Here is a 24,418-nt window from a genome sequence, read left to right as displayed (position 1 = left end):
GGGATCGAGTGGAGGGTCCGCGGAACATCGGACCACCCGATTACCTAGAATCGACCGAGTGACCACCCCTGACGCGCCCAACGCGCTTCCCGCTGCCTGGAATCCCGCCGAGCATGAGGAATCCCTCTACGAGGGCTGGGTGTCGGCCGGGTACTTCGACGCCGACGAGACCAGCGACAAGCCCGGCTACTCGATCGTGCTGCCGCCGCCGAACGTGACCGGTTCGCTGCACATGGGACACGCGCTCGACCACACCCTGATGGACACCCTGACCCGCCGCAAGCGCATGCAGGGTTTCGAGGTGCTGTGGCTGCCGGGCATGGATCATGCCGGCATCGCGACGCAGACCATCGTCGAGAAGCAGCTCGCCGCCCGCGGCACCTCCAAGGAGGAGCTGGGTCGCGACGTCTTCGTCAAAGAGGTCTGGAAGTGGAAGGAGGAGTCCGGCGGCACCATCCAGGGCCAGATGCGCCGCCTCGGTGACGGCGTCGACTGGCGCCGGGACCGCTTCACCATGGACGAGGGCCTCTCACGCGCCGTCGCGAGCATCTTCAAGAAGCTGTACGACGACGGGCTGATCTACCGCGCCGAGCGCCTGGTCAACTGGTCTCCGGTGCTGCAGACCGCGATCAGCGACATCGAGGTCAAGTTCGAAGAGGTCGAGGGCGAGCTGGTCTCGTTCCGCTACGGCTCGATGAACGACGACGAGCCGCACATCGTCGTCGCCACCACCCGCATGGAGACGATGCTCGGCGACACCGCCATCGCCGTCCACCCCGACGACGAGCGGTACACCGCGCTGGTCGGCACCGAGATCGACCACCCGTTCCTCGACCGCAAGATCCCGGTGATCGCCGACGACTACGTCGACCCCGAATTCGGCACCGGCGCGGTGAAGATCACCCCGGCGCACGACCCCAACGACTTCGAGATGGGCCTTCGGCACTCGCTGCCGATGCCGACCATCATGGACAAGACCGGCCGCATCGAGGGCACCGGGACGCGGTTCGACGGCATGGACCGCTTCGAGGCCCGCGTGAAGGTCCGTGAGGCGCTCGCCGAACAGGGCCGCATCGTCAAAGAGGTGCGCCCGTACCTGCACAGCGTCGGCCACTCCGAGCGGTCCGGTGAGAGCATCGAGCCGCGCCTGTCCCTGCAGTGGTGGGTCAAGGTGGACCGGCTGGCCAAGGCCGCCGGCGATGCGGTGCGCGACGGCGAGACCGTCATCCACCCGAAGAGCCAGGAGCCGCGCTGGTTCGACTGGGTCGACGGCATGCACGACTGGTGCATCTCGCGCCAGTTGTGGTGGGGCCACCGCATCCCCATCTGGTACGGCCCGAACGGCGAGGTGGAGTGCTTCGGCCCCGACGAGACCGCCCCGGTCGGCTGGGAGCAGGACCCGGACGTCCTCGACACCTGGTTCAGCTCCGGTCTGTGGCCGTTCTCCACCATGGGCTGGCCGGACTCCACCGCCGCCCTGGAGAAGTGGTATCCGACGTCGGTGCTGGTCACCGGCTACGACATCCTCTTCTTCTGGGTCGCGCGCATGATGATGTTCGGCACCTATGTCGGCAGGCTCGACGACGCCGGGTTCGCCGCGAAGAACGCGACCGTCCCGTTCGAGAACGTGTTCCTGCACGGCCTGGTCCGCGACGAGCACGGCTCCAAGATGAGCAAGTCCAAGGGCAACGGCATCGATCCGCTCGACTGGATCGACCGCTTCGGCGCCGACGCCCTGCGTTTCACGCTCGCGCGCGGCGCCAACCCGGGCAGCGACATCTCGGTGGGCGAGTCCCATGCGCAGAGTTCGCGGAACTTCGCCACCAAACTGTTCAACGCCACCAAGTTCGCGCTGATGAACGGTGCGGTGACCGGCGAGCTCCCGCCGCGGGACGCGCTGACCGTCGCCGACCGCTGGATCCTCGGCCGCCTGGATCAGGTGCTGGCCGACGTCGACTCGGGTTTCGAGGCGTACGAGTTCTCCAAGGCCTGCGAGGCGCTCTACCACTTCGCGTGGGACGAGGTCTGCGACTGGTACCTGGAGTTGGCTAAGGTGCAGAACGCGGAGAGCCCCGAGCGCGCGGGGACGACGGCCCTGGTGCTCGGCACCGTCCTGGACAAGCTGCTGCGGGCTCTCTCGCCGGTGATGCCGTTCGTCACCGAGACGCTGTGGAAGGCGCTCACCGGGGGCGAGTCCGTCGTCGTCGCACCGTGGCCGGAGCCGTCGGGGGAGCCGTTCGACGACGCCGCGGCCACCGCGATCGAGGATCTGCAGAAGCTGGTCACCGAGGTGCGTCGCTTCCGCAGCGATCAGGGCCTCAACCCGGGGCAGCGGGTCGCCGCGCGGGTCGGCGGCCTGACTCCGGAGCTGGAGGTCACCCGGCCCTACCTGGAGTCGCTGGCCCGGCTCACTCCGGCGGGGGAGGACTTCGCCGAGACGGCGACCGTCGAGGTGCGGCTGTCGTCGTGCACGCCGACCGTCGCCATCGACACCTCCGGTCAGGTCGACGTCGAGGCCGAGCGCAAGCGGGCGGCGAAGGATCTCGCCGCGGCCGAGAAGGAACTCGCCGGCACCACGGCGAAGCTGGGCAACGAGCAGTTCCTGGCGAAGGCCCCCGAAGCGGTGGTCGCCAAGATCACCGCACGACGCGATCTGGCCGAGGCCGAGGTGGCCCGGCTGACGGCGAAACTGGCGGAGCTGGACGCGCGATGACCGCACCCGGTGGCGAGGCGGCCGACCACGAGGCCGATCTCGCCGAACTCGCGGCGGTGGAGGCCGAACTCGACACGCGCTGGCCGGAGACCAAGATCGAGCCGTCCCTGACGCGCATCCACGCGCTGATGGAGCTGCTGGGCAACCCGCAGAACTCGTATCCGTCGATCCACATCGCGGGCACCAACGGCAAGACCTCGGTCACCCGGATGATCGACTCGCTGCTGCGCGCCTTCCATCGCCGGACCGGCCGGATCACCAGCCCGCACCTGCAGCTGGTGACCGAGCGCATCGCGATCGACGGCCGGCCGATCAGCGCGCGCACCTACGTCGACGCCTACCGCGACATCGAGCCGTACATCACCATGGTCGACGACTCGTCGACCGCCGCGGGCGGACCGCGGATGAGCAAGTTCGAGGTGCTCACCGCGATGGCCTACGCCGCGTTCGCCGAGGCGCCGATCGAGGTGGCGGTGGTGGAGACCGGGATGGGCGGCCGCTGGGACGCCACCAACGTGATCGACTCCACGGTCGCGGTGATCACCCCGATCGCCTACGACCACGCCGACTACCTCGGCACCACGCTCACCCAGATCGCGGGGGAGAAGGCCGGGATCATCACCGCGACGGCTGCCGATGCCCTGGTGCCCGACGACGCGGTGACGGTGATCGGCGTGCAGCAGCCCGAGGCGATGGACGTGCTCCTGCGCGAAGCGGTGGAGGCCGAATCGGTGGTCGCGCGGCAGAACTCGGAGTTCGCCGTGCTGGAGTCGGCCACCGCGGTCGGCGGGCAGCTGCTCACTATCCAGGGCCTGGGCGGGGTGTACGAGGACGTCTTCCTCCCGCTCCACGGCGCCCACCAGGCCGAGAACGCCGCGCTGGCGCTCGCCGCGGTGGAAGCCTTCTTCGGGGCCGGACCGGACCGTCGGATCGACGCCGATCTGGTGCGCGCCGGTTTCGCCGAGGTGGCCAGTCCCGGCCGCCTGGAACGCGTCCGGAGCGCGCCGACGGTCTTCGTCGACGCCGCGCACAACCCGCACGGCGGCGCGGCCCTGGCCCGGACGCTCTCCGAAGAGTTCGAGTTCCGCCGTCTGATCGGTGTGATCGCCATGCTCGGCGACAAGGATGCGCGCGGCTTCCTGGAGGCCGTCGAACCGGTGCTCGACGCCGTGGTGATCACCCACAACGGCTCCCCGCGTGCGCTCGACCCCGAGACGCTCGGCGACCTGGCGACCGAGATCTTCGGCGAGGACCGCGTGCGCATCGAACCCTTCCTGCCCGACGCGGTGGCCGCGGCCATCGGACTGGCGGAGGAAGACGACGACGAGACCCTTTCCGGCGCGGGCGTGGTGATCACCGGTTCGGTGGTCACCGCGGGCGCCGGCCGCACCCTGTTCGGTAAGGAACCCGCATGAGTGACCTCGACAAGGCTCGGTCGTCGGACGACGCGGCCGACCGCGCGGACGAAATGGCGGGCCGCGCGGACGGCACGGAGGATCGCGCGGACGGCACGGAGGGTGCGGGCGGTGCGGTGCCCGCGCCGACCAGCGACCCCTGGAAGGGTTTCCGCGGGGTGATGGCCGGTGTGCTGATCCTCGAGGTGATCGTCGTCGGACTCACCTTCCCGGTGGTGGGCACGCTCACCGCGAACGGCGTCACCTGGGCGTCGGGCCTGTATCTGGGCGTGCTGTGTCTGATCATGACCCTGTTCTCCGGGCGGCAGGGCGAGCCGTACGCGCTCAAGGTGAACCTGGTCCTGCAGGCGCTGGTGATCGCCGGCGGCGTGTTCCACTGGTCGATCGCCGTCGTGGGTGCGGTGTTCCTCTGTGTCTGGGTCTACATCGCCTACCTGAAGAACGACGTCGAGAAACGCATCGCCCGAGGTCAGCTGCCCAGTCAGCGGCAGTAGGGGCGGTCGGCGACGTCGTCGAGGAGACCGACCCGTCGGTAACGTGGGCTACACTCCTCCGGAAGGCGTGAGCGGACCGCCTAGGAACGGAAGTGGGTCAGATGACGCGTGGTCGTCGATGGATGATGGCACTGGCGGGGGTCGCGCCGGTGATGGGGACACTGCTGACGGTGGCCCCCGCGGAAGCGGCTCCGGAGAAGCTCTGGGACAACGTGGTCGTCGATCGTGCGGGCCTGGAGAAGGCGCTGCTCGATCCGAAGGGTCTGGAGACGGCACTGCGGAAGCAGGTCGACAAGCCGGGCGATCAGGCCGGGCCCGGTCGACCGGAGGCGCCCGACATGGATCGGAAGATCCCGGAGAAGCCGCTGCCCTCGCCCGACGACTCCGTGGAGCCGTCGTTCCCGCTGACCGTCCCGCAGGGCGCGTTCGGTTATCTCGCGACGCGCAGCGCGACGCTCTGGCTCCACCAGCAGCGCCCGGGCGACAAGATCCGAGGATTCCCGGTCCCCGCGCAGTACCGCATGGCGAACGACGTCCTGGCCGACCAGATCGACCGCGAACTGAAGGCGGCCGCCAAGACGGCGGGGGCCTGCGTACAGATCATCTTCAACCCGCATTCGACGCCCGGAAACCTGTTCGACTACGGCGTCTGGTCGGTGGAGGAACAGTACTGCCCGTAGCGGCGGGGTGAGAGGTGTCGCACCGGTCACGGCCGGGGTGCTCCGGGCGCGGGGCGTCGTCGTCCATGCCTTACAGTTCTCCTCGTGACTGAACAGACTCTCGTCCTCATCAAGCCCGACGGCGTCCAGCGCGGACTGATCGGCGAAGTGATCGCCCGCATCGAGCGCAAGGGCCTGAAGCTGGCTGCTCTCGAACTGCGTCAGGTGACCACCGAGGTGGCCTCCGAGCATTACGCCGAGCACTCCGAACGCCCGTTCTTCGGCGACCTGCTCGAGTTCATCACCTCCGCCCCGGTCGTCGCCATGGTCGTCGAGGGTGAGCGTGCGATCCCGGCGTTCCGGCAGCTCGCCGGCGGCACCGACCCCGTCGAGAAGGCCACCCCGGGCACCATCCGCGGCGATTTCGGCCTGGAGACCCAGTTCAACATCGTGCACGGCTCGGACTCGCCCGAGTCCGCCGCCCGTGAGATCGCCCTCTGGTTCCCGGCCCTGAACGCCTGATCCACCCGAGCCGTTCCCGGAAGACCCCGCGCCGTCGTGGCGCGGGGTCTTTCCCGTATTCGGCGGCCGTGTACGGAAAACCGGTGAACATGTGGGATACTGGGCAGGTCCTCGGTGCCACACTTTGGTATCGACGGATACGACTACCTGCGCAGGGGCCGTCCACCCACGGCGCGCGCGGAAGCAGTCGAACACAGCAAGGCGTCGTTCCCGACGCGAAGACCACATAACACTCGGCCGGTGACGGCCGCACACATAGCCAGGGCCCTCGCGTGGCCGCGTCGGAAGCATTCGGATCGACGCGCCCGGGGGCCTCGAGGAGACCACGTGACCGATAACGGGTCGCCGACCGATGCCAACGCATCGGATGATTCGGCGGAAGCATTTCCCCTGCGACTTCGCGTGCACGCACTCGCCCGGACGCTGGGAGTGACCAGCCGGGAAGTGCTCGCACATCTGCAGGAACTGGGCGTCACCGCGCGCTCGGCATCGTCGTCCATCGGACGCGAACAGGCGCAGGCCGTCGCCGACCGCCTGGCCGCATCGGCCGCCGGTGACGACGCGGCGCCGGCCCAGGCCGAGCTCGCCCTGAACACCGGGAGCGCCGGCACACCGGAGCCGACCGCCGAACCGAAACCCGCCGAACCGGAGTCCGCTGTCGAGGTGGCTCCGGCGCCGGTCGCCGAGACGCTGTTCTCCGCGCTCACCGTCGAGGAGCCCGCCGCGCCGGCGGCCGCACCGGCCGAGGTCGCGCCGCTGTTCCTGCCGCCGACCGCGCCCGAACCCGTTGTCGCCGAGACCGTGGGTAGCGCGTCGTCGGACGAGGACGCCGAGCCCGTCGCGCCGGAACCCGTCGTGTCGGAGCCCGCCGCCGCCGAGACCGGGGACGCGGACGGTCGGGATTCCGCGGAGAGGCCGGCCGACGAGCCGGGCACGGACGAGCAGAACGACGACGAGGCCGCCGCGGATGCCGAGGACGGACCGCAGCGGAACCGGCGGCGTCGTCGTGGACGTCGCGGCCGCGGGCGCGGCCGGGGCGATGCGAACGAGCAGGACGGCACCGAGACGTCGGCGGAGAACCGGGACGAGAAGGCCGAGGAGACCTCTTCGGAGGAGGCCGCCGAGAACGACTCCGCCGAACCGGTGCCCGCCGCCGAGACCCCCGACGCCGTCGCGCCCAAGGGCAAGGGCCGGGGCAAGAAGGGCAAGGGCGCCAAGAACAAGGCCGCCCAGGGCGCGAACGCCGAGAGCGGTACCGAGAACAAGGGCGCCGGGAGCAAGGCCGCCGCGGGCGACGACGAGCGGGCCGAGAAGAACGACGCCGAGGCGAAGAACGCCGAGGGCGATGCCGGCGCCGAGAACCCGGCCGACGACGCCGAGGCGAAGGAGCCCGAGGCCGAGGCACAGGACGTCGAGAACGACGAGACCGCCGAGGGCGACGGCGACGAGTCGGCGACCCCGACGAGCAAGCGGCGGCGCAGGCGTCGTCGTCGCAAGGGCGGCGCCGAGGCCGAGGAGGCCTCGCCGGACGATCCGCCGAACACCGTGGTGCACGAGCGTGAGCCGCGGGCCAAGAAGGTGCGCGACGAGGTGCAGGGCATCTCCGGTTCCACCCGGCTCGAGGCGAAGCGTCAGCGGCGCCGCGACGGGCGGGATGCGGGCCGTCGTCGTCCGCCGATCCTGTCCGAGTCGGAGTTCCTCGCCCGCCGGGAGGCCGTCGAACGGGTGATGGTGGTCCGCGAGCGCAACGTCGATCCGGCCGTCGCCGCCGCCGATCCGCACGCGCCCAAGGAGGACTACACCCAGGTCGCCGTCCTCGAGGACGGCGTGCTGGTGGAGCACTTCGTCACCACCGAGACCAGCCAGTCGATGGTCGGCAACATCTACCTGGGACGCGTGCAGAACGTGCTGCCCGGGATGGAGGCGGCCTTCGTCGACATCGGCCGCGGCCGCAACGGCGTCCTGTACGCCGGCGAGGTGAACTGGGAGGCGGCCGGTCTGGACGGCGGCTCCCGCAAGATCGAGCAGGCGCTCCGCCCCGGCGACTACGTGCTGGTGCAGGTGAGCAAGGACCCGGTGGGCCACAAGGGCGCCCGCCTGACCACGCAGATCTCCCTGGCCGGCCGCTACCTGGTGTACGTCCCGGGCGGGACGTCGACCGGGATCAGCCGCAAGCTGCCCGACACCGAGCGCAAGCGCCTCAAGTCGATCCTGGGCAAACTGGTCCCCGCCGAGGCCGGCGTGATCATCCGCACCGCCTCCGAGGGCGTCAGCGCCGAGGAGCTCGGCGCCGACATCGCGCGCCTGGAAGAGCAGTGGAAGGGCATCGAGGCCGCGGCCGCCGAGCACACCGCGAAGGCGTCGGGCACCACCCGCGCGCTCTACGAGGAGCCGGACCTGCTCGTCCGCGTGGTCCGCGACCTGTTCAACGAGGACTTCAGCAAGCTCGTCGTCGAAGGCGCGAAGGCCTGGGACCAGGTCTCCGGCTACGTCGGCAGCGTCGCGCCGGATCTCGCCGAGCGGGTGACCCGCTTCGAGAAGGAGAACCCGAACTCGGCCGACAGCTTCGGCGTGTACCGGATCGACGAGCAGCTCACCAAGGCGCTCGACCGCAAGGTCTGGCTGCCGTCCGGCGGCACGCTGATCATCGAGCACACCGAGGCGATGACCGTCGTCGACGTCAACACCGGCAAGTTCACCGGCAGCGGCGGCAACCTCGAAGAGACCGTCACCCGCAACAACCTGGAGGCGGCCGAGGAGATCGTCCGCCAGATGCGGCTGCGTGACATCGGCGGCATGATCATCGTCGACTTCATCGACATGGTCCTGGAGTCGAACCGCGACCTGGTGCTGCGGCGTCTCACCGAGGCGCTCGCCCGGGACCGCACCCGTCACCAGGTCTCCGAGGTCACCTCGCTGGGCCTGGTGCAGATGACGCGCAAGCGGCTCGGCACCGGTCTGCTCGAGGCGTTCTCCACCACCTGCACCTGCTGCAGCGGACGCGGACTGATCGTCCACCCGAACCCCGTCGAGGTCCGTTCGGGCGACGACGGCGGCCGGGGCGGCGAGGGCGGCTCCAAGCGGTCGCGCCGCAACAAGCGCAAGGCCGAGAAGGAGAAGGCCGAGGCCGTCGTCCCCGAGACGCCGGCGAAGCCCGCCGCCGAGAGCAAGCAGCACAAGCCGGCGGCCGAGCACCCGCTCTTCAAGGCGATGGCCCATCACGAGGACGAGGCCGCGGCGGACGAAGCCGCGGGGACCGAGTCCGAGGTGGTCGCGGTGGTGACGATCGAGGAGACGGTCGTCGAGGTCGAGGTGACCGAGACCGTCGTCGAGACCGAGTCGCCGGTCGAGACCGAGCAGGCCGTCGTCGAGACCCGGCCGGTCCCGGCGGAGACGGCGGCCGAGTCGGTCGCGGAGGTTCCCGCCGACGAGAAGGTCGCCGACAAGGCTGACAAGAAGGCCGCTGAGAAGACGGTCGTCGAGGAGCAGGTCGCCGAGGAGCAGGCGCCGCCCGCGCCGGTCGTGACGCGTCGTCGTCGTGCCGCCCGCCGGGCCGCGGCGCCCAGCGCACCGGCCGAGCCGATCGTCGTGACCGCCGACAAGCCGGTCACCTCGGTGGCCGCGCGGGCCGCCGAGCCCGTCGTGGAGGTCACCCGCAAGCCCCGGCGCCGGAGCGGCCGCCGGGCGTCGGGTCCGCCGCCCGCGGAACGGGAGTGACCCGTGTGGAAGGCCGGTTTGACCTGGTCCAGCCTTCTGCCGTAGCCTTGACAGGTCGCCTCCCGTAGGCGAGCGCACACCTGTGCGCGGGGTCTTGAAACCCCGGGACTGCGGGAGGATCTCCGGATGGAGCCGGAGACGAGAGAACACCGATGTACGCCGGACGCAGGCACCTCTGCGCCCCGGCCCGATGAGACGAGTTAAGAGGACAGCGGGAATGGCAACGTACGCCATCGTCAAGACCGGCGGTAAGCAGTACAAGGTCGCTGAAGGCGACACTGTGAAGGTCGAGAAGATCGAGGTCGAGCCGGGCGGCTCCGTGCAGCTTCCGGTGGCGCTTGTCGTCGACGGCGCAAGCCTGACGACCGACGCCGACGCGCTGGCCAAGGCTTCGGTCCAGGCCGAGGTCGTCGAGCACGTCAAGGGCCCGAAGATCCGGATCCACAAGTTCAAGAACAAGACCGGCTACCACAAGCGCCAGGGTCACCGTCAGAAGCTGACGGTCCTGAAGGTCACCGGAATCAACGCGTAAGCGTTTCACTACTTCCTTAAGGAGGACAGAGGAATGGCACATAAGAAGGGTGCATCCAGCTCGCGGAACGGTCGCGATTCGAACGCCCAGCGCCTCGGTGTGAAGCGCTTCGGCGGCCAGGTGGTCAGCGCCGGTGAGATCCTGATCCGCCAGCGCGGCACCAAGTTCCACCCGGGCGTCAACGTCGGTCGCGGTGGCGACGACACCCTGTTCGCGCTCGTCGCCGGTTCGGTGGAGTTCGGCTCCAAGCGCGGCCGCAAGACCGTGAACATCGTCCCGGAACCGGCTTCGGTCTGACCCGGACACTCACACAGTTCTGAGCCGACAGGGCGGGACGGGGTCTCATCGACCCTGACCCGCCCTGTCGTCGTCTGTCACGCGCAGCCCGCTGCCCGGAGCCGCGCACCAGGAAAGGAGACACGCATGTCGCGATTCGTCGACCGTGTGACCATCGACGCCGTCGCCGGCAACGGAGGGCACGGTTGTTCCTCGGTGCACCGTGAGAAGTTCCGGCCGCTGGGCGGCCCGGACGGCGGCAACGGAGGCAGCGGCGGAGACGTGATCCTGGTGGTGGACCCCCAGGTGCACACGCTGCTCGACTTCCACTTCCGTCCGCACGCCAAGGCCGGCAACGGCCGACCCGGCGAGGGCGGCAACCGCAGCGGCGCCAACGGCGAGTCCCTGGTGCTCAAGGTGCCCGACGGGACCGTCGTGCTCGACACCGACGGCACCGTCCTCGCCGACATGGTGGGGGAGGGGACCGAGTTCGTCGCCGGCCAGGGCGGCCGCGGCGGCCTGGGCAACGCGGCCCTGGCGTCCAAGGCCCGCAAGGCCCCCGGATTCGCGCTGCTGGGCGAGCCCGGCGAAGAGCGGCAGCTGGTGCTGGAGCTCAAGTCGGTCGCCGACGTCGGCCTGGTGGGCTTCCCGTCGGCGGGCAAGTCGTCGCTGGTCTCGGTGCTGTCGGCGGCCAAACCGAAGATCGCCGACTACCCGTTCACCACGCTGGCCCCCAACCTCGGCGTCGTGACGGCCGGTGATCGGACCTACACCATCGCCGACGTGCCGGGACTGATCCCGGGCGCCTCGCAGGGACGCGGCCTCGGCCTGGACTTCCTGCGGCACCTGGAACGCTGCGCGGTGCTCGCGCACGTCGTCGACTGCGCGACGCTCGAACCCGGCCGCGACCCGGTCTCCGACATCGACGCGCTCGAAGCCGAACTGGCCGCGTACCAGCCGGTGCTCGCCGAGGACCAGTCGCTCGGCGATCTGGCGACGCGGCCGCGCATCGTGATCCTGAACAAGGTCGACATCCCCGAGGCCGACGAGCTGGCCGACCTGGTGGAGGCCGACATCGCCGAACGCGGCTGGCCGGTGTACCGGGTGTCCGCGGTGGCGCACAAGGGTCTGAACGAGCTCAAGTTCGCGCTCGCGGAACTGGTCGAGAAGTATCGCCGGGAGCAGGAGAAGCCGGTCGCGCGCCGCGCCGTGATCCGGCCCAAGGCCGTCGACAAGACCGAGTTCACCGTGATCGAGGACCCGGAGATCGAGGGCGGCTTCATCGTCCGCGGCGAACGCCCCGAACGCTGGATCCGTCAGACGCAGTTCGAGAACGACGAGGCCGTGGGCTACCTGGCCGACCGGCTCAACCGTCTCGGCGTGGAGGACGCGCTGGTCAAGCGCGGCGCCCGGCCGGGGGCGGCGGTCACCATCGCCGGCATGACCTTCGACTGGGAGCCGTCGGTGCCCTCGAGCGAGGAGGTCCCGCTGACCGGTCGCGGCACCGACATCCGCCTCGAACGCAACGACCGCATCGGCGCGGCCGAGCGCAAGGCCGCCCGCAAGCTGCGGCGCCAGCGCGACGACGAGGCCGACGAGTCGCAGGAGAGCCTGGGCTGGTCCGCCGACGACGCCGAACACGACGACACCGAACACGACGATGCCGGGGACGGCGCCGCCGAACACGGCGAGGGGACGGATGACTGAGGTGCGTGCGGCGATCGCCGCGGCCCGGTCGATCGTGGTGAAGATCGGTTCCTCGGCGGTCACCGATCTGCGGACCGGGCTGGATCACGCCCGGCTCGATGCCCTGGTCGACGCCCTCGAGGCGCGCATGCGGGCCGGGAGCGACGTCGTCGTCGTCTCCTCCGGTGCCGTCGGCGCGGGGATCGCGCCGCTCGGGCTCAAGAAGCGTCCGGTGGATCTGGCGACCAAGCAGGCGGCCGCGAGCGTCGGTCAGCTGAAGCTGGCGCAGGCCTGGGATGCGTCGTTCGCGCGTTACGGGCGCACGGTGGGCCAGGTGCTGCTGACCGCCGACGACGTGTCCAACCGCGCGCATCACGCGAACGCCCAGCGCACCCTGAACCGGTTGCGCGCCCTGCACGCGGTGGCCGTGGTGAACGAGAACGACACCGTCGCCACCAACGAACTCCGCTTCGGCGACAACGACCGGCTCGGGGCGCTGGTGGCACACCTGGCCGGCGCCGATGCGCTGGTGCTGCTGTCCGACGTCGACGGCCTCTACACCGGGGACCCGCGCAGACCCGGTCCGGACGGCGAGCCCGCCCGCTTCATCGACGAGGTGTCCGGACCCGAGGACCTGGACGGCGTGATCGCCGGATCCGGGGGAGCGCTCGGCACCGGCGGCATGGCCTCGAAGCTGGCCGCGGCCCGGCTGGCGGCCGATTCGGGTGTCCCGGTGCTGCTGGCCGCCGCCGCGCAGGCGGACCGGGCGCTCGGCGGCGCGAGTGTCGGCACGGTCTTCGCCGCCCGTCCGCAGCGGCTGTCGGCCCGGAGGTTCTGGGTGCGGCACGCCGCGGAGTCGCTCGGCCGACTGACGATCGACGCCGGCGCGGTGGACGCCGTGGTGGGGCGGCGGCGCTCGCTGCTCGCCGCCGGGATCACCGCCGTCGACGGCAACTTCTCCGACGGCGACGTCGTGGAGCTCGCCGGTCCGGACGGGCGGGTCTGTGCGCGCGGCGTGGCGTCGTACGACGCCGACGAGGTGGCCGAGATGGCCGGGAAGTCGGGGGACGACCTGCCGTCGGACCTGCGTCGGCCGGTGATCCACGCCAACGACCTCGTTCGGACGTGACCCGCCGGTAACAAAGGCTAGGCTGGTCGGCATGACCGGACTCCTGTTGAATCCCGCCACCGCCGACTACTCGCAGTTCGATCCCGAGACCCGCAGGCTGCTGCGCGCGACGATCGACTTCTTCGAGTCGTACGGCAAGGATCGCCTGCTGCAGGCGGACCTGAGCGCGGAGTGGGTCGCCGACTTCCTCGAGTTCCAGAAGCGCGAGAAGCTGTTCGCGACGTTCCTGACCCCGGCGGCCTACGCCGACGGCGACGAGAACCGTCGCTGGGATGCCGCCCGCAACGTGGCCCTCAGCGAGATCTTCGGCTTCTTCGGTCTCGCCTACTGGTACGCCGAGCAGGTGACGATCCTCGGGCTCGGCCCGGTCTGGATGTCGGGCAACGAGTCGGCCAAGACGAAGGTCGCCCGGCAGCTGGTCGACGGCGAGGTGATGGCCTTCGGTCTCTCCGAGCGCGCGCACGGCGCCGACGTCTACAGCACCGACATGATCCTGACGCCGGATCCGGCCGGCACCGGCGGGTTCACCGCCTCGGGCACCAAGTACTACATCGGCAACGGGAACGTCGCGGGCACGGTGTCGGTGTTCGGCCGCCGCGCCGACGTCGAAGGACCCGAGGGCTACGTCTTCTTCGCCGCCGACAGCCGGCATCCGGCGTACCGGCTCGTCGACAACGTGGTGCACGGGCAGATGTACGTCTCCACCTTCGAACTCGACGAGTACCCGGTGGGCGCCGACGACATCCTGCACACCGGCCCGGAGGCCTTCGCCGCCGCGCTCAACACCGTCAACGTCGGCAAGTTCAACCTGTGCCACGGGTCGATCGGGATGTGCGAGCACTCGCTGTACGAGGCGATCACGCACTCCAACAACCGGATCCTCTACGGGAACCCGGTCACCGACTTCTCGCACGTGCAGGGCAACTTCGTCGACGCCTACGCCCGGCTGGCCGCGATGAAGCTGTTCAGCGATCGCGCGGTGGACTACTTCCGCAGCGCGAGCCGCGACGACCGCCGCTACCTGCTGTTCAACCCGGTCACCAAGTCGAAGGTCACCTCCGAGGGCGAGACGGTGATGACCCTGCTGCTCGACGTCGTGGCGGCCAAGGGTTACGAGAAGAACACCTACTTCCACCAGGCCAACCGCTTCATCGGCTGGCTTCCGCGGCTGGAGGGGACCGTGCACGTCAACGTCGCGCAGATCCTCAAGTTCATGCCGAACTACCTGTTCAACCCCGCCGAGTACCCGGAGATCGGCCGTCGTCTCGACGCGGCCGACGATGCGTTCTTCTTCGCGCAGGGGCCGGTCGGCGGCGCCGGGAAGGTGCAGTTCGCCGACTGGACCGCGCCCTACGAGGCCAAGCGCGACGTGCCCAACGTGGCGGTGTTCTACGAGCAGGCCACCGCGCTGAAGACGCTCCTGGTCACCGCGCCGCCGAGTGCGGAGCAGCAGAAGGACCTCGACTTCGTGCTCACCATCGGGCACCTGTTCACGCTGATCGTCTACGGGCAGCTGATCCTGGAGCAGGCCGCGCTCATCGGTCTCGACGACGACGTCCTGGACCGGATCTTCGACTTCCAGATCCGGGACTTCTCCGGGTATGCGGTGGACCTGTACGGCAAGGCGTCGGCGACGGCGGCGCAGCAGGAGTGGGCGCTCGGCGCGGTGCGTCGTCCGACGGCCGATCCGGCGGTGTTCGATCGGGTGTGGCAGCAGGTGAAGGCGCTCGACGGCGCCTACGTGATGCCGAACTGACCGGATGATCCCGAAGACGATCCGGATCGGCGGCCCGGAGTTCCGGGCGATGCACGAGCGGGTCGTGGAGGTCACCGCGCTCACGTCGCGGCTCAACGTGCTCCCGTTCGACGACGAGGACGGCAAGGCCGAGCTGTTCGCGCAGATCCTCGGCCGCCCGCTGCCGGACGAGGTGACGATCTACCCGCCGTTCTTCACCGACGACGGACGGAACATCGAGTTCGGCGGGCGGGTGTTCGTCAATCAGAACTGCACCTTTCTCGACGGCGCGGGCATCACCCTCGGCCACCGGGTGATGATCGGGCCGAAGGCGACCTTCGTCACCGGTGGTCATCCCGTCGATCCCGCCGACCGCAAGCTGTATCTGACAGGGGCGCCCATCGTCCTCGAGGAGAACGTGTGGGTCGGGGCGGGGGCGACGATCCTGCCCGGCGTCACCGTCGGGAAGGACTCCGTGGTGGCCGCCGGGGCGGTGGTGGCCGACGACGTTCCACCGCAGACGCTGGTGGCCGGGCCGAAGGCCGGCGTCGTCCGCGGGTGGTGAGCGGCGGCGATCAGGGGACCAGCAGATCGACGACGGCGGGGAGGATCTCCTCGCAGCGGCGGTCGATCTTGAGGTCGGCGACGTCGTCGCCGCGCGTCGTGCCGCGGTTGAGGATCGCGACCGGTCTGCCGTGTTTCGCGGCGTGCCGGACGAAGCGCAGCCCGCTCATCACGGTGAGCGAGCTGCCGACGACGAGGAGCGCGTCGGCGTCGTCGACCATCGCGTACGCTCGGGCGACGGCCGGTTTCGGCACGGTCTCGCCGAAGTAGACGATGTCGGGTTTGAGGATGCCGCCGCACGCCGGGCAGCCGACGGTGACGAAGGACGCCGTGTCCTCCAGGACGGCGTCGGCGTCGGGGGCCACCTCGATGGCGCCGCGCCCGGACACCCGTTCCCGGAAATCGGGGTTGGCGGCCTCCAGCGCGGCGTCGAGGACGTGCCGGGAGAGCCGGTGCCCGCAGTCGAGGCAGATGACCCGGCCGTACGAGCCGTGCAGGTCGAGGACACGGCGCGAACCGGCCTTGAGGTGCAGCATGTCGACGTTCTGGGTGAGGACGCCGCTCACGTGCCCGGCGGCCTCGAGCCGGGCCAGCGCACGGTGGGCGTCGTTCGGCTCTGCGGCGTCCATGTGGCGCCAGCCCAGGTGGTTGCGTGCCCAGTAGTGCCGCCGGAAGTCGGCGGAACCGAGGAACATCTGGATGGTCATCGGGGTGCGGGCCGGTGCGCCGGGGCTGCGGTAGTCGGGGATCCCCGACGGCGTGGAGAGTCCGGCCCCGGTCAGCGCCAGGGTGCGTCGTCCGGCGAGGAAGGCCGCGAGCGCGGCGGCGCGGGCGGCGGGATCCGGGTCGGCCTCGGTGGGCTCGGCCGGTGTCCAGGACGCGGCGGTACGCATGACGCCCATGGTGGCACAGCCCGGCCGAGGGACACGTTTTAGACTGGAGGCACCATGCCTCGAATCATCGCCGGCGAGTTCCGCGGCCGCCGCCTGACCGCGCCCGCCGACTCGACCCGTCCCACCTCCGATCGCGTCCGCGAGGCCATCGCCTCCATGCTCGGCTCCCGGACGGATCTGTCCGGGGCGCGGGTGCTCGACCTGTACGCCGGGACCGGCGCGCTGGCCTTGGAGTTGCTGTCGCGCGGAGCGTCGAGCGCGGTGCTCGTCGAAGCCGATCGCCGAGCGGCCGCGGTGACCCGCGAGAACATCGCGGTCTGCGGCGCGCAGGGGAGGGCGCGCGTGGTCAACCGGACCGTCGCATCGTTCCTCGACGCGCCCGGTGAGCGCTTCGACCTGGTCTTCCTCGATCCGCCGTACGCGATGAGCGCAGACGAGGTGGCCGCCGCGCTCGCGGCGCTGCCCGGTCACCTCCGCGAAGATGCCTGGGTGGTGCTCGAACGGGCGACACGGAGCGACGAACCGGCGTGGCCGGACGGTCTGGAACCGGTCGCGAGCAAGGTCTACGGCGACACCGTCGTCACCCTCGCCGCGAACTGATCGGGCGGAATCCGCCGAACGACGGGGGCCGATCGGCATCGTCGTGAACACGGTCGATCGGTAGGCTCGGTGACCATGAGTACCGCTGTGTGCCCCGGCTCCTACGACCCGTTCACCCTCGGCCATCGGTTCATCGTGGCCAAGACCGCCGAGCGGTTCGATCGGGTGATCGTCGCCGTCGTCGTCAATCCCAACAAGCAGGGGATGTTCGGCATCGCCGAGCGCATCGCGCTGATCGAGCAGGACTGCGCCGATCTGCCGAACGTCGAGGTCCGCAGCTGGAGCGGCCTGCTGGTCGACCTGGTCCGCGACGAGGAGGCGACGACCATCGTCAAGGGTCTGCGTTCGGAGACCGACTTCGCCTACGAGTCGCCGATGGCGCAGATGAACCGTGAGCTGTCGGGGGCGGAGACGCTGTTCATGCTCACCGATCCGAAGTACGCGCACGTGTCGAGTTCGCTGGTCAAGGAGGTGGCCAAGCTCGGCGGGGAGGCGTCGCCGTACCTGTCGCCGGAGATTCACGCCGCGCTCATGGACCGGATCGACGGTGTGCGTCGGGTCTGAACGGATGCGGGTGTGACGACCCCGACCTCAAGTTCGACTTGAGAGATTCTGCGACACGCCGAACATCTCCCTAGTCACATCGATAACTTTGGGCACAATGGTCTCAGAATTATCGACCAGGCCAGTCATCGGTACTGAGCCGGACAAGGGGTAACCATGTACCGCTGCTTCGAAGCCCTCGAAGAACTGATGGCCATCGTCGAGGAGGCCCGAGGCGTCCCGATGTCGGCGAACTGCGTCGTGCCCCGCGAGGCCGTGCGCGAACTGCTCGACGACCTGCGCGATGCGCTGCCGCAGGAGGTCGACGACGCCCAGGACGTGCTCGACGAGCGCGACACGCTCCTCATCACCGCCCGCGAGAGCGCCGACACCATGGTCTCCACCGCCGAACGCGACTCGGAGGCGATGGTCTCCCAGGCGCGGGCCGAGGCCGACCGCATGCTGGCCGAGGCCGAGTCGCGGGCCGAGCGGATGGTCGAGGAGGCCACCGCGCACGCCAAGACCATCAGCCAGAACGCCGCCGAGGAGGCGCAGCGTCTGCAGAGCAGCGCGCAGCGCGAGTACGACGCGGTCACCGGCAGGGCTCACGCCGAGGCCACGCGCGTGATCGATGCGGGCAACGCCAACTACGAGAAGTCCGTCGCCGACGGCATCGCCGAGCAGCAGCGACTGGTCTCGTCCACCGAGGTGGTGGCCGCGGCCAAGTCGGAGGCCGAGCGGATCGTCGACGCGGCCTACGCGGAGTCGGACCGGCTGCGCGGCGAGTGCGACGTGTACGTCGACGAGAAGCTCGCGAGCTTCGAGGACGTGCTCACCAACACCCTGCGTTCGGTGAACCGGGGTCGTCAGCAGCTGCGGACCGGCGCCGCCATGCACGACTACGTCGAGCACACGCACGACGCCGATCACGGCGGCAACGTCCACAATCATCCGGCGGCCGCATCGATGGCGGGCTGATCTGCGGCAGGTGATCCGACACCGGATCGAGCGCTCATCCCGGGCGGGTAAAATCCTCGGGGTGAGCGCTCATTCGTCTGCCAGTCCGTATGTGATCGACGTCCGCAGTCTGCCCAAGCGGCCGGGTTCGATGGTCGAGGTGCAGCGGAACATCAGTGCGCCCGCGCGGATCGGTGCCGAGATGATCGGCATCCCCGCCGGCGGCGGGATCGACGTCGACCTCCGTCTCGAATCGGTCTCCGAGGGCGTCCTGGTGACCGGTACCGTCCGGGCCGCCACCGAAGGGCAGTGCGGCCGCTGCCTGGAACCGGTCCTCGGCGACGTCGACCTGTTCCTCACCGAACTGTTCGCCTACCCGGACAGCGAGACCGAGCAGACCACCGACGAGGAGGACGTCTTCCGGCTGGTCGACGACGCGGTGGACCTGGAGCAGGTGATCATCGACGCGGTCGGCACCGAGCTGCCGCTGTCGCCGGTGTGCGACGACGAGTGCGAAGGTCTGTGCACCGAGTGCGGTGTGCGGCTGGCCGACGCCGAACCCGATCACGGCCACGAGAGCATCGATCCGCGGTGGGCCGGGCTGGCCCGGTTCACCGAGTCGGGAGAGGCGTCGACGGAACCGGAAGGGAACGCGGCGAACGGAGAGGGGGCGCAGGCGTGAGCAAGTCCGATCCGGCCGATCTGCTCGGAGCCCTCGGCGTCTCGGTCCGCGAGGATCTGCTGACCCTGGCCCTGACCCACCGTTCGTACGCGTACGAGAACGGCGGCCTGCCCACCAACGAGCGCCTGGAGTTCCTCGGTGACGCCGTGCTGGGCGTGGTGGTGACCGAACGCCTCTACCTCGGTTTCCCCGACCGTCCGGAGGGAGAGCTCGCCAAGATCCGCGCCAGCGTGGTCAACATGAACGCGCTGGCCGACATCGCCCGCGAACTCGGCCCCGGCGGACTCGGCGCCCACCTGCGGCTCGGTCGCGGCGAAGAGCTGACCGGCGGTCGCGACAAGGCGAGCATCCTGGCCGACGGCCTCGAATCGCTGCTCGGCGCGGTGTTCCTGGACCACGGGATCGAGACCGCCAAACAGGTGATCCTGCGGCTGTTCGAGCCCGCCATCGCCCGTTCCGGCGAACTCGGCGCCGGGCTGGACTGGAAGACCTCACTGCAGGAGCTTACCGCCGCCCGCAACCTCGGGGTGCCCAGCTACCAGATCACCTCGACCGGCCCGGACCACAACAAGGAGTTCACCGCCGAGGCGATGGTGGCGGGCAAGGCCCGCGGCTCCGGTGTGGGACGCACCAAGAAGGAGGCCGAGCAGAAGGCCGCGGCCCTCGCCTGGAAGGCGCTCAAGGCCGAGTCCGAGGGCGCGGGCACAGTCACCAGTGCCTGAGCTGCCCGAGGTCGAGACCATCCGGACGGGTCTGGCCGCGCACCTGGTCGGTCGACGGTTCGACGACGTCGAGCCGCTGCACCCGCGGGCGACGCGCCGCCACGTGCTCGGTCCGGACGACCTGCGGGGTCGGCTGCGCGGCAAACAGATCCGCAGCGTCGACCGGCGCGGGAAATACCTGTGGCTCACCGCGGCGGACGACGCCGACGAGGTCGCGATCGTCGTGCACCTGGGGATGAGCGGGCAGATGCTGATGGCCGAGCGGGGCGCGCCGGACCCGACACACCTGCGGATCAGGGCGCTGCTCGACGACGGAAACGAGCTGCGCTTCGTCGACCAGCGCACCTTCGGCGGTTGGCACCTGGACGAGTTCGTCGACGTCGGCCCAGGTCTCCCCGGAAAACGCGCACCCCGGCCGATCCCTGAGCCGGGCGACGAAGGGGCCCGTGTCGAAGGGGCGATGGCGTCACCCTCCCAGGCGGTGCGCCGGCTCCCCGAATCCGTCGCCCACATCGCACCGGATCCGTTCGAGGACGCCTACGATCCGGACGCTGTCGTGGACCTCCTGCGCCGGAAGGACACCGAGATCAAGCGGGCCCTGCTGGATCAGACGGTCGTCGCCGGGATCGGCAACATCTACGCCGACGAGGCGCTCTGGCGCGCGGAGGTGCACGGTCGTCGTCGTACCAAGGCGTTGACCAGGATCAAGCTGCACGAGACGCTGTTCGCGGCCCGCGAGGTGATGCGCGAGGCGATCAAGGTCGGCGGGACGTCGTTCGACGACCTGTACGTGAACGTCAACGGCGAGTCGGGGTACTTCAGCAGGGAGCTGCATTCATACGGTCGGGAGGGACTGCCCTGTGACAGGTGCGGGACGCCGATCGTGCGGGAAGCGTTCATGAACCGGAGCTCGTTCTTCTGCCCGTCGTGTCAACGTCCGCCCCGTCGTTCACCCCGGCGGTGAGACCGAGGGCACGGTTCGGACTGCCTGAACTGCTGCGGCCGCGAGACTGCTAGCGAACGCGTGGTCTAGGTGTTCCCGGGTGAGCAGATGTCGGAAGTGGATCGGCGCGATGACCAGTTCGATAAGGGTGCGCCCATCGGTGTCGGGAGGCAGCTCGCCGCGTTCGATCGCTCGTGTGATCATCGGTAGGACCGCCTGGAGTCGGCCGGCCCAGAACGCCTCCCGTGCCGAGCGGGTCTCCTCTGAGTCCGAGATCGACGCGAGTGTTCGGGCGAGACCGTCACCCAGCGGGGTGTCCAAGTACGCGATCAGGTTGCTTGCGAACGTGCTCAGGTCCCCGTGGAGGGATCCGGTGTCGGGCACCGGGAGCGTGCGTTCACTAGCAGTGAGAAGGGCGTCGACCAGTAGGTTCTCTCGGGTTCCCCAGCGTCGATAGACCGAACTATTGCGGACGCCGGCGCGTCGGCTGATCTCTGGAATGCCGACCTTGTCCACACCTTCGTCGATCACCACCTCCAGCACCGCCTGATGGACGGCCTCGCGCACACGGGCGGAACGCCCCCCGGGGCGCTGTGTCGTCTCAGCGTGGGTCATATCCACGATGTTAATGCAGAAACCATTGCTTTTGTGAAGGAGTGTCGATACGCTCCCTAAAAGCAGATTATTCCGCAATATCCACCGCTTGGAGAACCACGAAATGTCCATGTCTGATCTCGCCCGACGACTCATGGTGACCGCTTGCGCGCTCACTCACACGACGGAAAGGGCCACGCGCAAGTTCGGGCCTGTGCAGTTCCTGCCGCAACTTTCCGCGGACCGGTTCACGCATCTCGGCGGCATCGCGTACGACGAGTTCCGCGAACAGCTCGAGGGTTGCCGATCATTCGAAGACGACCAGTGGACCCGCTACTGGGAGGCCTTTGCCGATCGGCATCTGGCGACCGCAGACGCTGCCCTCAACGCACTGGGCGGCCCCAGCACGAGTGAGCTCCTCGAAGACCACGAAGTCGATCTGCGTGCACTGGGCGAACTCCTTGCTCCCGCGTGCGAGATCCTGGCCGAACGCGGGATCGTGGCCGATCCGACTGCTGTCGACCGCTTCTGTGCGGAGAATCCTGCACACGCGGACGCGGCGATCGCGCTCGACGGACTGATCAAAGCGATGGTCTACGAATTCGTCGCCGCATGGCCGGGCTGGAGTCCGCTTCGACTTCGCGCGTACGAGCGGTCGCACAAACTCGGAGAAGTCGTGCAGTTGGCCTTGGCGCCCGCGATGGGGGTCACGATCGAGCGGGTAGACATCCCGCTCGGCGAGGGCGACCGAGCACGCGGCTACCTGATGATCCCGGACGGCGTGACGAAGCCTCCGGTCGTCCTCGTGACCAACGGCCTCGAAGGCACGCTCGCCGAAGTGTCTCTACCGCTGCTGAAGTACCGGTCCGAAGGTTTGGCTGTGTTCGTCATGGAGATGCCGGGCACCTACTCCTACCGCGGATCTCTGTCGCCCGCCGCCGAACACGTCTATACGAAGGTCATCGACTTCCTGTCCGAGGAACCTCGCGTCGACGGCGAACGCATCGGGATTCTCGGCCTCAGCTTCGGAGCCTACTGGGCCACCCGGATGGCGGCAGTGGACGCACGAATGAAGGCCGCCGTCGCGAATGGCGCGCCGACGAACCGAACCTTCGGGCCACTAGCGTCGGTCGGCTTGCCGGAGATCATGGTTTCGACGCTCCAGAACGCCGTCGGTGCAAAGACCATGGCGGGCACGATGTTGAAGCTCATGGCGATGTCGATCGGCGACTACTACTCGCGGATTCAGATTCCGCTGCTCGTGATCAACGGTGCTGACGACACGCTCGTCAGCACCCAGGACTCGATCGACCTCGCTACCGGGGCGCCCTACGGCCAACTCGTGCTGTATGCAGATGACGACCACTGCGCCATGGGGCACGCAGAGGAATGGATGCGATTGGCGCAGGACTTCCTTCGCGATCGTCTGCTCACCGCCGACGAGAACCGTGCGGTGCGTGCGTGACCAGACGGGCAGTACGGCGAGTGCTGAACCGTGCCGGGCAGAGCATCGCGCGCAGATCCGCACCGGCGAGGCCTGGCAGGCAATCGAGCAGCTCGACTGGCAGTCACTGTTCCGACCCGAATTCGAGCTGGAGCGCTACGCGAGCATGCCCGACGGTGGCCCGCAGCGGTCAAAACACTTCGCCACGTCGATGTCGTCGACCGCAATCATCGGACCCGACGTGATCGAAGGTCTCGATCGCCTGACTGCGACCGTCACCATCGACGGCGAGGTCGTCTCGGAGACCGGAACCCAGGGCATGCGTTACTCGCTCGGCGAAGCGATCGCGCACTGCTTGCAGGGAGAGCAACTCTTCCCCGGGGAGCTCTTCTCGACAGGGACGTTGCCCGGTGGATCCGGGATGGAGCTTGGCCGCTGGCTCGCCCCGGGGCAGACGCTGCGCCTGGAAATCGACGGCGTCGGGGTCATCGAACATCTCATCGGAGGCGAAGCATGAAGATCAACCAGGTGTCCGACTCTGTGCACGTGGTGGCCGGAACCAATGTCAATTGGGCGCTGGTCGGCAGCGGCTCCGGTGTGACGCTCGTCGACGCTGGATACCCCGGCGACACCGACGACGTTCTGAAGTCGGTGCGCGAGGTCGGACATACGCTCGACGAAGTCTCCGCGGTCCTCGTTACCCACGCCCATCTCGACCACATCGGAGCGATCCCCACTCTCGTCGAGAAGATCGGGATGCCGGTGTACACCGGCGGCGCCGAAGTGCCGCACGCCCGGCGCGAGTACCTGCAGCAGATCACGCCGAAGGAGATGCTCCGACAACTAACCACCGCCCGAGGCCGGCGATGGGTCGCTCAAACGTTGATGGCCGTCCGCGGGCACATGAACATCAAGATCCCGTTCGTCCTCAGCGCGGATGACGTCGTCCTACCGGCCGGACTGACACCGATACCGACGCCCGGGCACACCACCGGCCACACCGCGTACCTCCTGCCGGACGAGGGCGTCCTGTTCACAGGTGATGCCCTCGTCACCGGACATCCCCTGAGCTGCCGTTCGGGGCCGCAGATCTTGCCGGCGGTGTTCAATCACGACGAAGCCCAAACCCTCGACAGCGCGAAACTCCTCGAGAACCAGCCTGCTCGCACGATCGTTCCCGGCCACGGTCCGTCGATCCAAGTCGATCAGGAGTCTGCATGAACGACGACACTGCATATGCTCGCGGAATGGCGACTCGACGTCAGGTGATGGGCGACGAATTCGTCGACCGCGCCCTCAGTCGAACCGCGGGCACAGAATCTGAGGAGTTGCAGCGGTTCATCACCGAACACGTGTGGGAAGAGGTCTGGAACCGTCCGGGTCTCAGTCGCCGCGACCGAAGCCTACTCAACCTCGGCATGCTCGCCGCCTTACGCGCTCACGAAGAGTTGGCCGGTCACGTCCGCGGAGCGCTTACCAACGGACTCACCCGCGACGAGATCGTCGAGGCGATCATCCAGACCGCCGGGTACTGCGGTGCGCCCGCCGCGCTGTCCGCGATACGTGTGGTGCAGCAAGTCTTTGGCGAGACCGACTGA

Annotated in this window: 24 protein-coding genes; 22 read left to right on the top strand and 2 right to left on the bottom strand. The window is 69.2% G+C overall.

From position 1 onward, the window contains the following. Positions 1-58 precede the first annotated feature (58 nt). From QM809_RS16095 to QM809_RS16040, 12 genes are all read left to right on the top strand, one after another. Positions 59-2,713, top strand: coding sequence for a valine--tRNA ligase (locus QM809_RS16095; protein WP_415046723.1), 2,655 nt, complete (start codon positions 59-61; stop codon positions 2,711-2,713). Continuing rightward, positions 2,710-4,128 (top strand): bifunctional tetrahydrofolate synthase/dihydrofolate synthase, encoded by a 1,419-nt coding sequence (gene folC / locus QM809_RS16090; protein WP_415046722.1) that lies wholly within the window; start codon positions 2,710-2,712, stop codon positions 4,126-4,128. Before QM809_RS16095 ends, folC begins: the two co-directional genes overlap by 4 nt. After that, positions 4,125-4,622 carry a DUF4233 domain-containing protein gene (locus tag QM809_RS16085; protein WP_415046721.1) on the top strand — a complete coding sequence of 166 codons (498 nt, stop codon included), beginning with the start codon at positions 4,125-4,127 and terminating at the stop codon, positions 4,620-4,622. The genes folC and QM809_RS16085 overlap by 4 nt, the downstream gene beginning before the upstream one ends. 122 nt (positions 4,623-4,744) lie before the next feature. After that, positions 4,745-5,302 (top strand): hypothetical protein, encoded by a 558-nt coding sequence (locus tag QM809_RS16080; protein WP_415046720.1) that lies wholly within the window; start codon positions 4,745-4,747, stop codon positions 5,300-5,302. Between the two features lie 84 nt (positions 5,303-5,386). Then, the gene (ndk, locus tag QM809_RS16075) at positions 5,387-5,803 is read left to right on the top strand and encodes a nucleoside-diphosphate kinase (protein WP_415046719.1); all 417 of its coding nucleotides are present in this window, start codon (positions 5,387-5,389) and stop codon (positions 5,801-5,803) included. Positions 5,804-6,130: 327 nt separating this feature from the next. Further along, positions 6,131-9,520 carry a translation initiation factor IF-2 N-terminal domain-containing protein gene (locus tag QM809_RS16070; RefSeq protein ID WP_415046718.1) on the top strand — a complete coding sequence of 1,130 codons (3,390 nt, stop codon included), beginning with the start codon at positions 6,131-6,133 and terminating at the stop codon, positions 9,518-9,520. 217 nt (positions 9,521-9,737) lie between these two features. Next, positions 9,738-10,052: a 50S ribosomal protein L21 gene (gene rplU, locus QM809_RS16065; protein WP_415046717.1), complete on the top strand. Its 315-nt coding sequence runs from the start codon at positions 9,738-9,740 to the stop codon at positions 10,050-10,052. A 33-nt stretch (positions 10,053-10,085) separates the two neighbouring features. Next, entirely contained in the window at positions 10,086-10,349 is a 264-nt protein-coding gene (rpmA, locus tag QM809_RS16060; RefSeq protein ID WP_415046716.1) for a 50S ribosomal protein L27, read from the top strand. A 126-nt stretch (positions 10,350-10,475) separates the two neighbouring features. Then, a complete protein-coding gene (gene obgE / locus QM809_RS16055; protein ID WP_415046715.1) occupies positions 10,476-12,035 on the top strand; it encodes a GTPase ObgE in 1,560 nt (519 codons plus the stop codon). Next, the gene (gene proB / locus QM809_RS16050; protein ID WP_415046714.1) at positions 12,028-13,143 is read left to right on the top strand and encodes a glutamate 5-kinase; all 1,116 of its coding nucleotides are present in this window, start codon (positions 12,028-12,030) and stop codon (positions 13,141-13,143) included. Before obgE ends, proB begins: the two co-directional genes overlap by 8 nt. Before the next feature lie 31 nt (positions 13,144-13,174). Beyond that, positions 13,175-14,899 (top strand): acyl-CoA dehydrogenase family protein, encoded by a 1,725-nt coding sequence (locus QM809_RS16045; protein ID WP_415046713.1) that lies wholly within the window; start codon positions 13,175-13,177, stop codon positions 14,897-14,899. Between the two features lie 4 nt (positions 14,900-14,903). Beyond that, positions 14,904-15,443 (top strand): DapH/DapD/GlmU-related protein, encoded by a 540-nt coding sequence (locus QM809_RS16040; protein WP_415046712.1) that lies wholly within the window; start codon positions 14,904-14,906, stop codon positions 15,441-15,443. Between the two features lie 10 nt (positions 15,444-15,453). On the opposite strand, the gene QM809_RS16035 is transcribed toward QM809_RS16040, so the two are convergent. After that, positions 15,454-16,335, bottom strand: coding sequence for an NAD-dependent protein deacetylase (locus tag QM809_RS16035; RefSeq protein ID WP_415046711.1), 882 nt, complete (start codon positions 16,333-16,335; stop codon positions 15,454-15,456). A gap of 54 nt (positions 16,336-16,389) precedes the next feature. Between QM809_RS16035 and rsmD the strand changes: the two genes are divergently transcribed. From rsmD to QM809_RS16005, 6 genes are all read left to right on the top strand, one after another. Beyond that, positions 16,390-16,935, top strand: a complete 546-nt coding sequence (rsmD, locus tag QM809_RS16030) for a 16S rRNA (guanine(966)-N(2))-methyltransferase RsmD (protein ID WP_415046710.1) — start codon at positions 16,390-16,392, stop codon at positions 16,933-16,935. A 75-nt stretch (positions 16,936-17,010) separates the two neighbouring features. Further along, positions 17,011-17,499 carry a pantetheine-phosphate adenylyltransferase gene (coaD, locus tag QM809_RS16025; protein ID WP_415046709.1) on the top strand — a complete coding sequence of 163 codons (489 nt, stop codon included), beginning with the start codon at positions 17,011-17,013 and terminating at the stop codon, positions 17,497-17,499. Between the two features lie 156 nt (positions 17,500-17,655). Continuing rightward, complete coding sequence (locus tag QM809_RS16020) at positions 17,656-18,456, top strand: DivIVA domain-containing protein (protein ID WP_415046708.1); 801 nt, start codon at positions 17,656-17,658, stop codon at positions 18,454-18,456. 61 nt (positions 18,457-18,517) lie between these two features. Then, entirely contained in the window at positions 18,518-19,117 is a 600-nt protein-coding gene (locus QM809_RS16015) for a YceD family protein (RefSeq protein WP_415046707.1), read from the top strand. Beyond that, entirely contained in the window at positions 19,114-19,839 is a 726-nt protein-coding gene (rnc, locus tag QM809_RS16010) for a ribonuclease III (RefSeq protein WP_415046706.1), read from the top strand. The genes QM809_RS16015 and rnc overlap by 4 nt, the downstream gene beginning before the upstream one ends. Further along, on the top strand, positions 19,832-20,803 hold the full coding sequence (locus QM809_RS16005) for an Fpg/Nei family DNA glycosylase (protein WP_415046705.1): 972 nt from the start codon (positions 19,832-19,834) through the stop codon (positions 20,801-20,803). Before rnc ends, QM809_RS16005 begins: the two co-directional genes overlap by 8 nt. Here the strand turns inward: QM809_RS16005 and QM809_RS16000 are convergent. Beyond that, on the bottom strand, positions 20,789-21,397 hold the full coding sequence (locus QM809_RS16000; RefSeq protein WP_415046704.1) for a TetR/AcrR family transcriptional regulator: 609 nt from the start codon (positions 21,395-21,397) through the stop codon (positions 20,789-20,791). The genes QM809_RS16005 and QM809_RS16000 overlap by 15 nt on opposite strands. 109 nt (positions 21,398-21,506) lie before the next feature. Here QM809_RS16000 and QM809_RS15995 point away from each other — a divergent pair, with 109 nt between their 5' ends. From QM809_RS15995 to QM809_RS15980, 4 genes are read left to right on the top strand one after another with little or no spacing between them, the layout of a single operon-like run. Beyond that, positions 21,507-22,841 carry an alpha/beta hydrolase family protein gene (locus QM809_RS15995; RefSeq protein WP_415046703.1) on the top strand — a complete coding sequence of 445 codons (1,335 nt, stop codon included), beginning with the start codon at positions 21,507-21,509 and terminating at the stop codon, positions 22,839-22,841. Further along, complete coding sequence (locus QM809_RS15990) at positions 22,834-23,337, top strand: fumarylacetoacetate hydrolase family protein (protein WP_415046702.1); 504 nt, start codon at positions 22,834-22,836, stop codon at positions 23,335-23,337. Before QM809_RS15995 ends, QM809_RS15990 begins: the two co-directional genes overlap by 8 nt. Further along, on the top strand, positions 23,334-24,041 hold the full coding sequence (locus QM809_RS15985; RefSeq protein WP_415046701.1) for an MBL fold metallo-hydrolase: 708 nt from the start codon (positions 23,334-23,336) through the stop codon (positions 24,039-24,041). The genes QM809_RS15990 and QM809_RS15985 overlap by 4 nt, the downstream gene beginning before the upstream one ends. Continuing rightward, positions 24,038-24,418: a carboxymuconolactone decarboxylase family protein gene (locus tag QM809_RS15980; protein ID WP_415046700.1), complete on the top strand. Its 381-nt coding sequence runs from the start codon at positions 24,038-24,040 to the stop codon at positions 24,416-24,418. The genes QM809_RS15985 and QM809_RS15980 overlap by 4 nt, the downstream gene beginning before the upstream one ends.

Origin of the sequence: Gordonia sp. (in: high G+C Gram-positive bacteria), assembly GCF_047600385.1 — a bacterium.
Taxonomy (GTDB): Bacteria; Actinomycetota; Actinomycetes; order Mycobacteriales; family Mycobacteriaceae; genus Gordonia.
Note: the sequence above shows the minus strand (reverse complement) of the source record. Positions and strands in the feature narration are given on the sequence as shown.